At 51.3% G+C, this 15,333-nt stretch carries 10 protein-coding genes and 4 tRNA genes; all 14 read left to right on the forward strand.

Annotated features, from left to right (window positions below):
- Window positions 1-289 precede the first annotated feature (289 nt).
- A tRNA-Thr gene (locus QUE74_RS24725) sits at window positions 290-365 on the forward strand.
- Window positions 366-373: 8 nt separating this feature from the next.
- Window positions 374-458, forward strand: a tRNA-Tyr gene (locus QUE74_RS24730).
- Between the two features lie 116 nt (window positions 459-574).
- Window positions 575-649: transfer RNA gene (locus QUE74_RS24735), tRNA-Gly, on the forward strand.
- A gap of 6 nt (window positions 650-655) precedes the next feature.
- Window positions 656-731, forward strand: a tRNA-Thr gene (locus tag QUE74_RS24740).
- A 114-nt stretch (window positions 732-845) separates the two neighbouring features.
- Window positions 846-2,030, forward strand: coding sequence for an elongation factor Tu (gene tuf / locus QUE74_RS24745; protein WP_000031784.1), 1,185 nt, complete (start codon window positions 846-848; stop codon window positions 2,028-2,030).
- Window positions 2,031-2,259: 229 nt separating this feature from the next.
- A complete protein-coding gene (secE, locus tag QUE74_RS24750; RefSeq protein WP_001275702.1) occupies window positions 2,260-2,643 on the forward strand; it encodes a preprotein translocase subunit SecE in 384 nt (127 codons plus the stop codon).
- A 1-nt stretch (window position 2,644) separates the two neighbouring features.
- Window positions 2,645-3,190, forward strand: coding sequence for a transcription termination/antitermination protein NusG (gene nusG / locus QUE74_RS24755; protein WP_001287516.1), 546 nt, complete (start codon window positions 2,645-2,647; stop codon window positions 3,188-3,190).
- A 159-nt stretch (window positions 3,191-3,349) separates the two neighbouring features.
- Complete coding sequence (rplK, locus tag QUE74_RS24760) at window positions 3,350-3,778, forward strand: 50S ribosomal protein L11 (RefSeq protein ID WP_001085926.1); 429 nt, start codon at window positions 3,350-3,352, stop codon at window positions 3,776-3,778.
- A gap of 3 nt (window positions 3,779-3,781) precedes the next feature.
- Window positions 3,782-4,486, forward strand: coding sequence for a 50S ribosomal protein L1 (rplA, locus tag QUE74_RS24765; RefSeq protein WP_001096680.1), 705 nt, complete (start codon window positions 3,782-3,784; stop codon window positions 4,484-4,486).
- 412 nt (window positions 4,487-4,898) lie between these two features.
- Window positions 4,899-5,396 (forward strand): 50S ribosomal protein L10, encoded by a 498-nt coding sequence (gene rplJ / locus QUE74_RS24770; protein ID WP_001207201.1) that lies wholly within the window; start codon window positions 4,899-4,901, stop codon window positions 5,394-5,396.
- A gap of 66 nt (window positions 5,397-5,462) precedes the next feature.
- Window positions 5,463-5,828 (forward strand): 50S ribosomal protein L7/L12, encoded by a 366-nt coding sequence (rplL, locus tag QUE74_RS24775; protein WP_000028878.1) that lies wholly within the window; start codon window positions 5,463-5,465, stop codon window positions 5,826-5,828.
- Between the two features lie 319 nt (window positions 5,829-6,147).
- A complete protein-coding gene (gene rpoB, locus QUE74_RS24780) occupies window positions 6,148-10,176 on the forward strand; it encodes a DNA-directed RNA polymerase subunit beta (RefSeq protein WP_001353730.1) in 4,029 nt (1,342 codons plus the stop codon).
- A gap of 76 nt (window positions 10,177-10,252) precedes the next feature.
- Complete coding sequence (gene rpoC, locus QUE74_RS24785) at window positions 10,253-14,476, forward strand: DNA-directed RNA polymerase subunit beta' (protein ID WP_000653947.1); 4,224 nt, start codon at window positions 10,253-10,255, stop codon at window positions 14,474-14,476.
- A 212-nt stretch (window positions 14,477-14,688) separates the two neighbouring features.
- On the forward strand, window positions 14,689-15,228 hold the full coding sequence (yjaZ, locus tag QUE74_RS24790) for a stationary phase growth adaptation protein YjaZ (RefSeq protein WP_001306870.1): 540 nt from the start codon (window positions 14,689-14,691) through the stop codon (window positions 15,226-15,228).
- Window positions 15,229-15,333 lie beyond the last annotated feature (105 nt).

The raw sequence follows: 15,333 nt of genomic DNA on the forward strand, positions 1-15,333 counted from the left end.
TGGGTTAATGGGCAGGAGGGTAACACCAGATGGGGAGGAATAATAAGAAAAAATCTCTCCCAGGAAGCTATCGTTGAAAAGCAATGTGACAGATATTCCATCTGATAAAAAGAATTGCGCTTTAGAAGGAGCGCATTGTTGAGAACAATGATGTTGAAAAAGTGTGCTAATTTGCCCTCTGTTCGACTGTTTCTTCATCGTGTCGCATAAAATGTGACCAATAAAACAAATTATGCAATTTTTTAGTTGCATGAACTCGCATGTCTCCATAGAATGCGCGCTACTTGATGCCGACTTAGCTCAGTAGGTAGAGCAACTGACTTGTAATCAGTAGGTCACCAGTTCGATTCCGGTAGTCGGCACCATCAAGTCCGGTGGGGTTCCCGAGCGGCCAAAGGGAGCAGACTGTAAATCTGCCGTCACAGACTTCGAAGGTTCGAATCCTTCCCCCACCACCAATTTCGGCCACGCGATGGCGTAGCCCGAGACGATAAGTTCGCTTACCGGCTCGAATAAAGAGAGCTTCTCTCGATATTCAGTGCAGAATGAAAATCAGGTAGCCGAGTTCCAGGATGCGGGCATCGTATAATGGCTATTACCTCAGCCTTCCAAGCTGATGATGCGGGTTCGATTCCCGCTGCCCGCTCCAAGATGTGCTGATATAGCTCAGTTGGTAGAGCGCACCCTTGGTAAGGGTGAGGTCGGCAGTTCGAATCTGCCTATCAGCACCACTTCTTTTCTCCTCCCTGTTTTTTCCTTCTGTTTATTGCATTCAACAAGTCGGGCATGTTGCCTGGTTGATGTGGTGATATCACCGATTTATCCGTGTCTTAGAGGGACAATCGATGTCTAAAGAAAAGTTTGAACGTACAAAACCGCACGTTAACGTCGGTACTATCGGCCACGTTGACCATGGTAAAACAACGCTGACCGCTGCAATCACTACCGTACTGGCTAAAACCTACGGCGGTGCTGCTCGCGCATTCGACCAGATCGATAACGCGCCGGAAGAAAAAGCTCGTGGTATCACCATCAACACTTCTCACGTTGAATATGACACCCCGACCCGTCACTACGCACACGTAGACTGCCCGGGGCACGCCGACTATGTTAAAAACATGATCACCGGTGCTGCTCAGATGGACGGCGCGATCCTGGTAGTTGCTGCGACTGACGGCCCGATGCCGCAGACTCGTGAGCACATCCTGCTGGGTCGTCAGGTAGGCGTTCCGTACATCATCGTGTTCCTGAACAAATGCGACATGGTTGATGACGAAGAGCTGCTGGAACTGGTTGAAATGGAAGTTCGTGAACTTCTGTCTCAGTACGATTTCCCGGGCGACGACACTCCGATCGTTCGTGGTTCTGCTCTGAAAGCGCTGGAAGGCGACGCAGAGTGGGAAGCGAAAATCCTGGAACTGGCTGGCTTCCTGGATTCTTACATTCCGGAACCAGAGCGTGCGATTGACAAGCCGTTCCTGCTGCCGATCGAAGACGTATTCTCCATCTCCGGTCGTGGTACCGTTGTTACCGGTCGTGTAGAACGCGGTATCATCAAAGTTGGTGAAGAAGTTGAAATCGTTGGTATCAAAGAGACTCAGAAGTCTACCTGTACTGGCGTTGAAATGTTCCGCAAACTGCTGGACGAAGGCCGTGCTGGTGAGAACGTAGGTGTTCTGCTGCGTGGTATCAAACGTGAAGAAATCGAACGTGGTCAGGTACTGGCTAAGCCGGGCACCATCAAGCCGCACACCAAGTTCGAATCTGAAGTGTACATTCTGTCCAAAGATGAAGGCGGTCGTCATACTCCGTTCTTCAAAGGCTACCGTCCGCAGTTCTACTTCCGTACTACTGACGTGACTGGTACCATCGAACTGCCGGAAGGCGTAGAGATGGTAATGCCGGGCGACAACATCAAAATGGTTGTTACCCTGATCCACCCGATCGCGATGGACGACGGTCTGCGTTTCGCAATCCGTGAAGGCGGCCGTACCGTTGGCGCGGGCGTTGTAGCAAAAGTTCTGAGCTAATTGCCGATAACATTTGACGCAATGCGCACTAAAAGGGCATCATTTGATGCCCTTTTTGCACGCTTTCGTACCAGAACCTGGCTCATCAGTGATTTTCTTTGTCATAATCATTGCTGAGACAGGCTCTGTTGAGGGCGTATAATCCGAAAAGCTAATACGCGTTTCGATTTGGTTTGCCTCGCGATCGCGGGGTGAAAATGTTTGTAGAATACTTCTGACAGGTTGGTTTATGAGTGCGAATACCGAAGCTCAAGGAAGCGGGCGCGGCCTGGAAGCGATGAAGTGGGTCGTTGTGGTGGCATTGCTCCTGGTAGCAATTGTCGGCAACTACCTTTATCGCGACATTATGCTGCCGCTGCGTGCGCTGGCCGTAGTAATTCTGATTGCTGCAGCGGGTGGTGTCGCGCTGTTAACGACAAAAGGAAAAGCAACCGTTGCTTTTGCCCGTGAAGCGCGTACCGAAGTCCGTAAGGTCATTTGGCCGACTCGCCAGGAAACATTGCACACCACGCTGATTGTGGCTGCGGTTACCGCAGTAATGTCACTGATCCTGTGGGGACTGGATGGTATTCTGGTTCGCCTGGTATCCTTTATCACTGGCCTGAGGTTCTGAGATGTCTGAAGCTCCTAAAAAGCGCTGGTACGTCGTTCAGGCGTTTTCCGGTTTTGAAGGCCGCGTAGCAACGTCGCTGCGTGAGCATATCAAATTACACAACATGGAAGATTTGTTTGGTGAAGTCATGGTACCAACCGAAGAAGTGGTTGAAATCCGTGGCGGTCAGCGTCGCAAAAGCGAACGTAAATTCTTCCCTGGCTACGTCCTCGTTCAGATGGTGATGAACGACGCGAGCTGGCACCTGGTGCGCAGCGTACCGCGTGTGATGGGCTTCATCGGCGGTACTTCCGATCGTCCTGCGCCAATCAGCGATAAAGAAGTCGATGCGATTATGAACCGCCTGCAGCAGGTTGGTGATAAGCCGCGTCCGAAAACGTTGTTTGAACCGGGTGAAATGGTCCGTGTTAATGATGGTCCGTTCGCTGACTTCAACGGTGTTGTTGAAGAAGTGGATTACGAGAAATCTCGTCTGAAAGTGTCTGTTTCTATCTTCGGTCGTGCGACCCCGGTAGAGCTGGACTTCAGCCAGGTTGAAAAAGCCTAACCCAGCGATCAAAAAAGCGGCGATTTAATCGTTGCACAAGGCGCGAGATTGGAATACAATTTCGCGCCTTTTGTTTTTATGGGCCTTGCCCGTAAAACGATTTTTTTATATCACGGGGAGCCTCTCAGAGGCGTTATCACCCAACTTGAGGAATTTATAATGGCTAAGAAAGTACAAGCCTATGTCAAGCTGCAGGTTGCAGCTGGTATGGCTAACCCGAGTCCGCCAGTAGGTCCGGCTCTGGGTCAGCAGGGCGTAAACATCATGGAATTCTGCAAAGCGTTCAACGCAAAAACTGATTCCATCGAAAAAGGTCTGCCGATTCCGGTAGTAATCACCGTTTACGCTGACCGTTCTTTCACTTTCGTTACCAAGACTCCGCCGGCAGCAGTTCTGCTGAAAAAAGCGGCTGGTATCAAGTCTGGTTCCGGTAAGCCGAACAAAGACAAAGTGGGTAAAATTTCCCGCGCTCAGCTGCAGGAAATCGCGCAGACCAAAGCTGCCGACATGACTGGTGCCGACATTGAAGCGATGACTCGCTCCATCGAAGGTACTGCACGTTCCATGGGCCTGGTAGTGGAGGACTAAGAAATGGCTAAACTGACCAAGCGCATGCGTGTTATCCGCGAGAAAGTTGATGCAACCAAACAGTACGACATCAACGAAGCTATCGCTCTGCTGAAAGAGCTGGCGACTGCTAAATTCGTAGAAAGCGTGGACGTAGCTGTTAACCTCGGCATCGACGCTCGTAAATCTGACCAGAACGTACGTGGTGCAACTGTACTGCCGCACGGTACTGGCCGTTCCGTTCGCGTAGCTGTATTTACCCAAGGTGCAAATGCTGAAGCTGCTAAAGCTGCAGGTGCTGAACTGGTAGGTATGGAAGATCTGGCTGACCAGATCAAGAAAGGCGAAATGAACTTTGACGTTGTTATTGCTTCTCCGGATGCAATGCGCGTTGTTGGCCAGCTGGGCCAGGTTCTGGGTCCGCGCGGCCTGATGCCAAACCCGAAAGTGGGTACTGTAACGCCGAACGTTGCTGAAGCGGTTAAAAACGCTAAAGCTGGCCAGATTCGTTACCGTAACGACAAAAACGGCATCATCCACACCACCATCGGTAAAGTGGACTTTGACGCTGACAAACTGAAAGAAAACCTGGAAGCTCTGCTGGTTGCGCTGAAAAAAGCAAAACCGACTCAGGCGAAAGGCGTGTACATCAAGAAAGTTAGCATCTCCACCACCATGGGTGCAGGTGTTGCAGTTGACCAGGCTGGCCTGAGCGCTTCTGTAAACTAATGCCTTTACGTGGGCGGTGATTTTGTCTACAATCTTACCCCCACGTATAATGCTTAATGCAGACGTATATCCGAGATATTCGGGTTGTAGCAAGGCGGCAACTGAGTGAGTCGCCAGGAGCATAGCTAACTATGTGATTGGTGCGAACGAAGGAAGCCAACGCCGCTACAAGCTGAATAGCGACGGATAGAAAAGATTTGTTCGTTGGAGCCTGGCCTATCCAGGCCTCCGTCGAAGACCGCAGGAGTTTCGCAAGAAACTTAATCCCCTGCGTAGACGGTGACAGAACGCTAAGATTATTCTTTTATATTCTGGCTTGTTTCTGCTCACCGTAATTAAGACGCTCTCTCCGTTTGGAGGAGTGAAGTGAGTTCCAGAGATTTTCTCTGGCAAACATCCAGGAGCAAAGCTAATGGCTTTAAATCTTCAAGACAAACAAGCGATTGTTGCTGAAGTCAGCGAAGTAGCCAAAGGCGCGCTGTCTGCAGTAGTTGCGGATTCCCGTGGCGTAACTGTAGATAAAATGACTGAACTGCGTAAAGCAGGTCGCGAAGCTGGCGTATACATGCGTGTTGTTCGTAACACCCTGCTGCGCCGTGCTGTTGAAGGTACTCCGTTCGAGTGCCTGAAAGACGCGTTTGTTGGTCCGACCCTGATTGCATACTCTATGGAACACCCGGGCGCAGCTGCTCGTCTGTTCAAAGAGTTCGCGAAAGCGAATGCAAAATTTGAGGTCAAAGCCGCTGCCTTTGAAGGTGAGCTGATCCCGGCGTCTCAGATCGACCGCCTGGCAACTCTGCCGACCTACGAAGAAGCAATTGCACGCCTGATGGCAACCATGAAAGAAGCTTCGGCTGGCAAACTGGTTCGTACTCTGGCTGCTGTACGCGATGCGAAAGAAGCTGCTTAATCGCAGTTATCTTTTTAACGCATTCGCTTACGTATAAACTTATTCTGATATTCAGGAACAATTTAAATGTCTATCACTAAAGATCAAATCATTGAAGCAGTTGCAGCTATGTCTGTAATGGACGTTGTAGAACTGATCTCTGCAATGGAAGAAAAATTCGGTGTTTCCGCTGCTGCTGCTGTAGCTGTAGCTGCTGGCCCGGTTGAAGCTGCTGAAGAAAAAACTGAATTCGACGTAATTCTGAAAGCTGCTGGCGCTAACAAAGTTGCTGTTATCAAAGCAGTACGTGGCGCAACTGGCCTGGGTCTGAAAGAAGCTAAAGACCTGGTAGAATCTGCACCGGCTGCTCTGAAAGAAGGCGTGAGCAAAGACGACGCAGAAGCACTGAAAAAAGCTCTGGAAGAAGCTGGCGCTGAAGTTGAAGTTAAATAAGCCAACCCTTCCGGTTGCAGCCTGAGAAATCAGGCTGATGGCTGGTGACTTTTTAGTCACCAGCCTTTTTGCGCTGTAAGGCGCCAGTAGCGTTTCACACTGTTTGACTACTGCTGTGCCTTTCAATGCTTGTTTCTATCGACGACTTAATATACTGCGACAGGACGCCCGTTCTGTGTAAATCGCAATGAAATGGTTTAAGCGTGATAGCAACAGGCATTGCGGAAAGTGTTCCATTTTCCGGTCAACAAAATAGTGTTGCACAAACTGTCCGCTCAATGGACAGATGGGTCGACTTGTCAGCGAGCTGAGGAACCCTATGGTTTACTCCTATACCGAGAAAAAACGTATTCGTAAGGATTTTGGTAAACGTCCACAAGTTCTGGATGTACCTTATCTCCTTTCTATCCAGCTTGACTCGTTTCAGAAATTTATCGAGCAAGATCCTGAAGGGCAGTATGGTCTGGAAGCTGCTTTCCGTTCCGTATTCCCGATTCAGAGCTACAGCGGTAATTCCGAGCTGCAATACGTCAGCTACCGCCTTGGCGAACCGGTGTTTGACGTCCAGGAATGTCAAATCCGTGGCGTGACCTATTCCGCACCGCTGCGCGTTAAACTGCGTCTGGTGATCTATGAGCGCGAAGCGCCGGAAGGCACCGTAAAAGACATTAAAGAACAAGAAGTCTACATGGGCGAAATTCCGCTCATGACGGACAACGGTACCTTTGTTATCAACGGTACTGAGCGTGTTATCGTTTCCCAGCTGCACCGTAGTCCGGGCGTCTTCTTTGACTCCGACAAAGGTAAAACCCACTCTTCGGGTAAAGTGCTGTATAACGCGCGCATCATCCCTTACCGTGGTTCCTGGCTGGACTTCGAATTCGATCCGAAGGACAACCTGTTCGTACGTATCGACCGTCGCCGTAAACTGCCTGCGACCATCATTCTGCGTGCCCTGAACTACACCACAGAGCAGATCCTCGACCTGTTCTTTGAAAAAGTTATCTTTGAAATCCGTGATAACAAGCTGCAGATGGAACTGGTGCCGGAACGCCTGCGTGGTGAAACCGCATCTTTTGACATCGAAGCTAACGGTAAAGTGTACGTAGAAAAAGGCCGCCGCATTACTGCGCGCCACATTCGCCAGCTGGAAAAAGACGACGTCAAACTGATCGAAGTCCCGGTTGAGTACATCGCAGGTAAAGTGGTTGCTAAAGACTACATTGATGAGTCTACTGGTGAGCTGATCTGTGCTGCGAACATGGAGCTGAGCCTGGATCTGCTGGCTAAGCTGAGCCAGTCTGGTCACAAGCGTATCGAAACGCTGTTCACCAACGATCTGGATCACGGCCCGTATATCTCTGAAACCTTACGTGTCGACCCAACTAACGATCGTCTGAGCGCACTGGTAGAAATCTACCGCATGATGCGCCCTGGCGAGCCGCCGACTCGTGAAGCCGCTGAAAGCCTGTTCGAGAACCTGTTCTTCTCCGAAGACCGCTATGACTTGTCTGCGGTTGGTCGTATGAAGTTCAACCGTTCTCTGCTGCGCGACGAAATCGAAGGTTCCGGTATCCTGAGCAAAGACGACATCATTGATGTTATGAAAAAGCTCATCGATATCCGTAACGGTAAAGGCGAAGTCGATGATATCGACCACCTCGGTAACCGTCGTATCCGTTCCGTTGGCGAAATGGCGGAAAACCAGTTCCGCGTTGGCCTGGTACGTGTAGAGCGTGCGGTGAAAGAGCGTTTGTCTCTGGGCGATCTGGATACCCTGATGCCTCAGGATATGATCAACGCCAAACCGATTTCCGCAGCAGTGAAAGAGTTCTTTGGTTCCAGCCAGCTGTCTCAGTTTATGGACCAGAACAACCCGCTGTCTGAGATTACGCACAAGCGTCGTATCTCCGCACTCGGCCCAGGCGGTCTGACCCGTGAACGTGCAGGCTTCGAAGTTCGAGACGTACACCCGACTCACTACGGTCGCGTATGTCCAATCGAAACTCCTGAAGGCCCGAACATCGGTCTGATCAACTCCCTGTCCGTGTACGCACAGACTAACGAATATGGCTTCCTTGAGACGCCGTACCGTAAAGTGATCGACGGTGTTGTAACCGACGAAATTCACTACCTGTCTGCTATCGAAGAAGGCAACTACGTTATCGCCCAGGCGAACTCCAACCTGGATGAAGAAGGCCACTTCGTAGAAGACCTGGTAACTTGCCGTAGCAAAGGCGAATCCAGCTTGTTCAGCCGCGACCAGGTTGACTACATGGACGTATCCACCCAGCAGGTGGTATCCGTCGGTGCGTCCCTGATCCCGTTCCTTGAACACGATGACGCCAACCGTGCATTGATGGGTGCGAACATGCAACGTCAGGCCGTTCCGACTCTGCGTGCTGATAAGCCGCTGGTTGGTACGGGTATGGAACGTGCTGTTGCCGTTGACTCCGGTGTAACTGCGGTTGCTAAACGTGGTGGTGTCGTTCAGTACGTGGATGCTTCCCGTATCGTTATCAAAGTTAACGAAGACGAGATGTATCCGGGCGAAGCGGGTATCGACATCTACAACCTGACCAAATACACCCGTTCTAACCAGAACACCTGTATCAACCAGATGCCGTGTGTGTCTCTGGGTGAACCGGTAGAGCGCGGCGACGTGCTGGCAGACGGTCCGTCCACCGATCTCGGTGAACTGGCGCTCGGTCAGAACATGCGTGTAGCGTTCATGCCGTGGAATGGTTACAACTTCGAAGACTCCATCCTCGTATCCGAGCGTGTTGTTCAGGAAGATCGTTTCACCACCATTCACATTCAGGAACTGGCATGTGTGTCCCGTGACACCAAGCTGGGGCCAGAAGAGATCACCGCTGACATCCCGAACGTGGGTGAAGCTGCGCTCTCCAAACTGGATGAATCCGGTATCGTTTACATTGGTGCGGAAGTAACCGGTGGCGACATTCTGGTTGGTAAGGTAACGCCGAAAGGTGAAACTCAGCTGACCCCAGAAGAAAAACTGCTGCGTGCGATCTTCGGTGAGAAAGCGTCTGACGTTAAAGACTCTTCTCTGCGCGTACCAAACGGTGTATCCGGTACGGTTATCGACGTTCAGGTCTTTACTCGCGATGGCGTAGAAAAAGACAAACGTGCGCTGGAAATCGAAGAAATGCAGCTCAAACAGGCGAAGAAAGACCTGTCTGAAGAACTGCAGATCCTCGAAGCGGGTCTGTTCAGCCGTATCCGTGCTGTGCTGGTAGCCGGTGGCGTTGAAGCTGAGAAGCTCGACAAACTGCCGCGCGATCGCTGGCTGGAGCTGGGCCTGACCGACGAAGAGAAACAAAATCAGCTGGAACAGCTGGCTGAGCAGTATGACGAACTGAAACACGAGTTCGAGAAGAAACTCGAAGCGAAACGCCGCAAAATCACCCAGGGCGATGATCTGGCACCGGGCGTGCTGAAGATTGTTAAGGTATATCTGGCGGTTAAACGCCGTATCCAGCCTGGTGACAAGATGGCAGGTCGTCACGGTAACAAGGGTGTAATTTCTAAGATCAACCCGATCGAAGATATGCCTTACGATGAAAACGGTACGCCGGTAGACATCGTACTGAACCCGCTGGGCGTACCGTCTCGTATGAACATCGGTCAGATCCTCGAAACCCACCTGGGTATGGCTGCGAAAGGTATCGGCGACAAGATCAACGCCATGCTGAAACAGCAGCAAGAAGTCGCGAAACTGCGCGAATTCATCCAGCGTGCTTACGATCTGGGCGCTGACGTTCGTCAGAAAGTTGACCTGAGTACCTTCAGCGATGAAGAAGTTATGCGTCTGGCTGAAAACCTGCGCAAAGGTATGCCAATCGCAACGCCGGTCTTCGACGGTGCGAAAGAAGCAGAAATTAAAGAACTGCTGAAACTTGGCGACCTGCCGACTTCTGGTCAGATCCGCCTGTACGACGGTCGCACTGGTGAACAGTTCGAACGTCCGGTAACCGTGGGTTACATGTACATGCTGAAACTGAACCACCTGGTCGACGACAAGATGCACGCGCGTTCCACCGGTTCTTACAGCCTGGTTACTCAGCAGCCGCTGGGTGGTAAGGCACAGTTCGGTGGTCAGCGTTTCGGGGAGATGGAAGTGTGGGCGCTGGAAGCATACGGCGCAGCATACACCCTGCAGGAAATGCTCACCGTTAAGTCTGATGACGTGAACGGTCGTACCAAGATGTATAAAAACATCGTGGACGGCAACCATCAGATGGAGCCGGGCATGCCAGAATCCTTCAACGTATTGTTGAAAGAGATTCGTTCGCTGGGTATCAACATCGAACTGGAAGACGAGTAATTCTCGCTCAAACAGGTCACTGCTGTCGGGGTAAAACCCGGCAGCGGATTGTGCTAACTCCGACGGGAGCAAATCCGTGAAAGATTTATTAAAGTTTCTGAAAGCGCAGACTAAAACCGAAGAGTTTGATGCGATCAAAATTGCTCTGGCTTCGCCAGACATGATCCGTTCATGGTCTTTCGGTGAAGTTAAAAAGCCGGAAACCATCAACTACCGTACGTTCAAACCAGAACGTGACGGCCTTTTCTGCGCCCGTATCTTTGGGCCGGTAAAAGATTACGAGTGCCTGTGCGGTAAGTACAAGCGCCTGAAACACCGTGGCGTCATCTGTGAGAAGTGCGGCGTTGAAGTGACCCAGACTAAAGTACGCCGTGAGCGTATGGGCCACATCGAACTGGCTTCCCCGACTGCGCACATCTGGTTCCTGAAATCGCTGCCGTCCCGTATCGGCCTGCTGCTCGATATGCCGCTGCGCGATATCGAACGCGTACTGTACTTCGAATCCTATGTGGTTATCGAAGGCGGTATGACCAACCTGGAGCGTCAGCAGATCCTGACTGAAGAGCAGTATCTGGACGCGCTGGAAGAGTTCGGTGACGAATTCGACGCGAAAATGGGTGCGGAAGCAATCCAGGCTCTGCTGAAGAGCATGGATCTGGAGCAAGAGTGCGAACAGCTGCGTGAAGAGCTGAACGAAACCAACTCCGAAACCAAGCGTAAAAAGCTGACCAAGCGTATCAAACTGCTGGAAGCGTTCGTTCAGTCTGGTAACAAACCAGAGTGGATGATCCTGACCGTTCTGCCGGTACTGCCGCCAGATCTGCGTCCGCTGGTTCCGCTGGATGGTGGTCGTTTCGCGACTTCTGACCTGAACGATCTGTATCGTCGCGTCATTAACCGTAACAACCGTCTGAAACGTCTGCTGGATCTGGCTGCGCCGGACATCATCGTACGTAACGAAAAACGTATGCTGCAGGAAGCGGTAGACGCCCTGCTGGATAACGGTCGTCGTGGTCGTGCGATCACTGGTTCTAACAAGCGTCCTCTGAAATCTTTGGCCGACATGATCAAAGGTAAACAGGGTCGTTTCCGTCAGAACCTGCTCGGTAAGCGTGTTGACTACTCCGGTCGTTCTGTAATCACCGTAGGTCCATACCTGCGTCTGCATCAGTGCGGTCTGCCGAAGAAAATGGCACTGGAACTGTTCAAACCGTTCATCTACGGCAAGCTGGAACTGCGTGGTCTTGCTACCACCATTAAAGCTGCGAAGAAAATGGTTGAGCGCGAAGAAGCTGTCGTTTGGGATATCCTGGACGAAGTTATCCGCGAACACCCGGTACTGCTGAACCGTGCACCGACTCTGCACCGTCTGGGTATCCAGGCATTTGAACCGGTACTGATCGAAGGCAAAGCTATCCAGCTGCACCCGCTGGTTTGTGCGGCATATAACGCCGACTTCGATGGTGACCAGATGGCTGTTCACGTACCGCTGACGCTGGAAGCCCAGCTGGAAGCGCGTGCGCTGATGATGTCTACCAACAACATCCTGTCCCCGGCGAACGGCGAACCAATCATCGTTCCGTCTCAGGACGTTGTACTGGGTCTGTACTACATGACCCGCGACTGTGTTAACGCCAAAGGCGAAGGCATGGTGCTGACTGGCCCGAAAGAAGCAGAACGTCTGTATCGCTCTGGTCTGGCTTCTCTGCATGCGCGCGTTAAAGTGCGTATCACCGAGTATGAAAAAGATGCTAACGGTGAATTAGTAGCGAAAACCAGCCTGAAAGATACGACCGTTGGCCGTGCTATTCTGTGGATGATTGTACCGAAAGGTCTGCCTTACTCCATCGTCAACCAGGCGCTGGGTAAGAAAGCAATCTCCAAAATGCTGAACACCTGCTACCGCATTCTCGGTCTGAAACCGACCGTTATTTTTGCGGACCAGATCATGTACACCGGCTTTGCATATGCAGCGCGTTCTGGTGCATCTGTTGGTATCGATGACATGGTCATCCCGGAGAAGAAACACGAAATCATCTCCGAGGCAGAAGCTGAAGTTGCTGAGATTCAGGAGCAGTTCCAGTCTGGTCTGGTAACTGCGGGCGAACGCTACAACAAAGTTATCGATATCTGGGCTGCGGCGAACGATCGTGTATCCAAAGCGATGATGGATAATCTGCAAACTGAAACCGTTATTAACCGTGACGGTCAGGAAGAGAAGCAGGTTTCCTTCAACAGCATCTACATGATGGCCGACTCCGGTGCGCGTGGTTCTGCGGCACAGATTCGTCAGCTGGCGGGTATGCGTGGTCTGATGGCGAAGCCGGATGGCTCCATCATCGAAACGCCAATCACCGCGAACTTCCGTGAAGGTCTGAACGTACTCCAGTACTTCATCTCAACCCACGGTGCTCGTAAAGGTCTGGCGGATACCGCACTGAAAACTGCGAACTCCGGTTACCTGACTCGTCGTCTGGTTGACGTGGCGCAGGACCTGGTGGTTACCGAAGACGATTGTGGTACTCATGAAGGTATCATGATGACTCCGGTTATCGAAGGTGGTGACGTTAAAGAGCCGCTGCGCGATCGCGTACTGGGTCGTGTAACTGCTGAAGACGTTCTGAAGCCGGGTACTGCTGATATCCTCGTTCCGCGCAACACGCTGCTGCACGAACAGTGGTGTGACCTGCTGGAAGAGAACTCTGTCGACGCGGTTAAAGTACGTTCTGTTGTATCTTGTGACACCGACTTTGGTGTATGTGCGCACTGCTACGGTCGTGACCTGGCACGTGGCCACATCATCAACAAAGGTGAAGCAATCGGTGTTATCGCGGCACAGTCCATCGGTGAACCGGGTACACAGCTGACCATGCGTACGTTCCACATCGGTGGTGCGGCATCTCGTGCGGCTGCTGAATCCAGCATCCAGGTGAAAAACAAAGGTAGCATCAAGCTCAGCAACGTGAAGTCGGTTGTGAACTCCAGCGGTAAACTGGTTATCACTTCCCGTAACACCGAACTGAAATTGATCGACGAATTCGGTCGTACCAAAGAAAGCTATAAAGTGCCTTACGGTGCAGTACTGGCGAAAGGCGATGGCGAACAGGTTGCTGGCGGCGAGACCGTTGCAAACTGGGACCCGCACACCATGCCGGTTATCACCGAAGTAAGCGGTTTTGTACGCTTTACTGACATGATCGACGGCCAGACCATTACTCGTCAGACCGACGAATTGACCGGTCTGTCTTCGCTGGTGGTTCTGGATTCCGCAGAACGTACCGCAGGTGGTAAAGATCTGCGTCCGGCACTGAAAATCGTTGATGCTCAGGGTAACGACGTTCTGATCCCGGGTACCGACATGCCTGCGCAGTACTTCCTGCCGGGTAAAGCGATTGTTCAGCTGGAAGATGGCGTACAGATCAGCTCCGGTGACACCCTGGCGCGTATTCCGCAAGAATCTGGCGGTACCAAGGACATCACCGGTGGTCTGCCACGCGTTGCGGACCTGTTCGAAGCACGTCGTCCGAAAGAGCCGGCAATCCTGGCTGAAATCAGCGGTGTGGTTTCCTTCGGTAAAGAAACCAAAGGTAAACGTCGTCTGGTTATCACCCCGGTAGACGGTAGCGAGCCGTATGAAGAGATGATTCCGAAATGGCGTCAGCTCAACGTGTTCGAAGGTGAACGTGTAGAACGTGGTGACGTAATTTCCGACGGTCCGGAAGCGCCGCATGACATTCTGCGTCTGCGTGGTGTTCATGCTGTGACTCGTTACATCGTTAATGAAGTACAGGACGTATACCGTCTGCAGGGCGTTAAGATTAACGATAAACACATCGAAGTTATCGTTCGTCAGATGCTGCGTAAAGCTACCATCGTTAACGCGGGCAGCTCCGACTTCCTGGAAGGCGAACAGGTTGAATACTCTCGCGTCAAGATCGCAAACCGCGAACTGGAAGCGAACGGCAAAGTGGGTGCAACTTACTCCCGCGATCTGCTGGGTATCACCAAAGCGTCTCTGGCAACCGAGTCCTTCATCTCCGCGGCATCGTTCCAGGAGACCACTCGCGTGCTGACCGAAGCAGCCGTTGCGGGCAAACGCGACGAACTGCGCGGCCTGAAAGAGAACGTTATCGTGGGTCGTCTGATCCCGGCAGGTACCGGTTACGCGTACCACCAGGATCGTATGCGTCGCCGTGCTGCGGGTGAAGCTCCGGCTGCACCGCAGGTGACTGCAGAAGACGCATCTGCCAGCCTGGCAGAACTGCTGAACGCAGGTCTGGGCGGTTCTGATAACGAGTAATCGTTAATCCGCAAATAACGTAAAAACCCGCTTCGGCGGGTTTTTTTATGGGGGTAGTTTAGGGAAAGAGCATTTGTCAGAATATTTAATGAATTTCTGGATACTCATAATCAATGTAGAGATGACTAATATCCTGAAACTGACTGAACTAATTGAGTCAAGCTCGGCAAGAATTCGATACTATTCCTGTGTGACTTTCTTAAGGAACGATAATGAAACAGGAAGTGGAGAAGTGGCGACCTTTTGGACATCCGGATGGTGATATTCGTGATTTATCATTTCTTGATGCTCATCAGGCTGTCTACGTTCAGCATCATGAGGGCAAAGAGCCTTTAGAGTATCGCTTCTGGGTTACCTACTCTCTTCACTGCTTCACAAAAGATTATGAACATCAGACTAACGAAGAAAAACAATCGTTAATGTACCACGCGCCTAAAGAATCTCGTCCCTTCTGCCAGCACCGTTATAACTTAGCGCGCATACACTTAAAAAGAACCATTTTGGCGCTGCCAGAAAGCAACGTTATTCATGCTGGGTATGGTAGCTATGCCGTGATTGAAGTGGATTTAAACGGAGGAGACAAGGCATTTTACTTTGTTGCGTTCAGGGCTTTCAGGGAAAAGAAAAAACTTCGTTTGCATGTAACTAGCGCTTATCCCATTTCTGAAAAACAGAAAGGTAAATCAGTGAAATTTTTCACCATTGCCTACAACTTATTGAGAAATAAGCAGCTTCCTCAGCCATCAAAATAACAAAACCCACCTTAAGGTGGGTTTCGCCAGAGAATTATCTCTGGTATTCAGAACGCCATTACCGGACTTTGCCTTGACCTTGCGATAATCGCAGGTTGCGGGATG

Origin of the sequence: Escherichia sp. 10290 (assembly GCF_030295155.1) — a bacterium.
Classification (GTDB): domain Bacteria; phylum Pseudomonadota; class Gammaproteobacteria; order Enterobacterales; family Enterobacteriaceae; genus Escherichia; species Escherichia coli_F.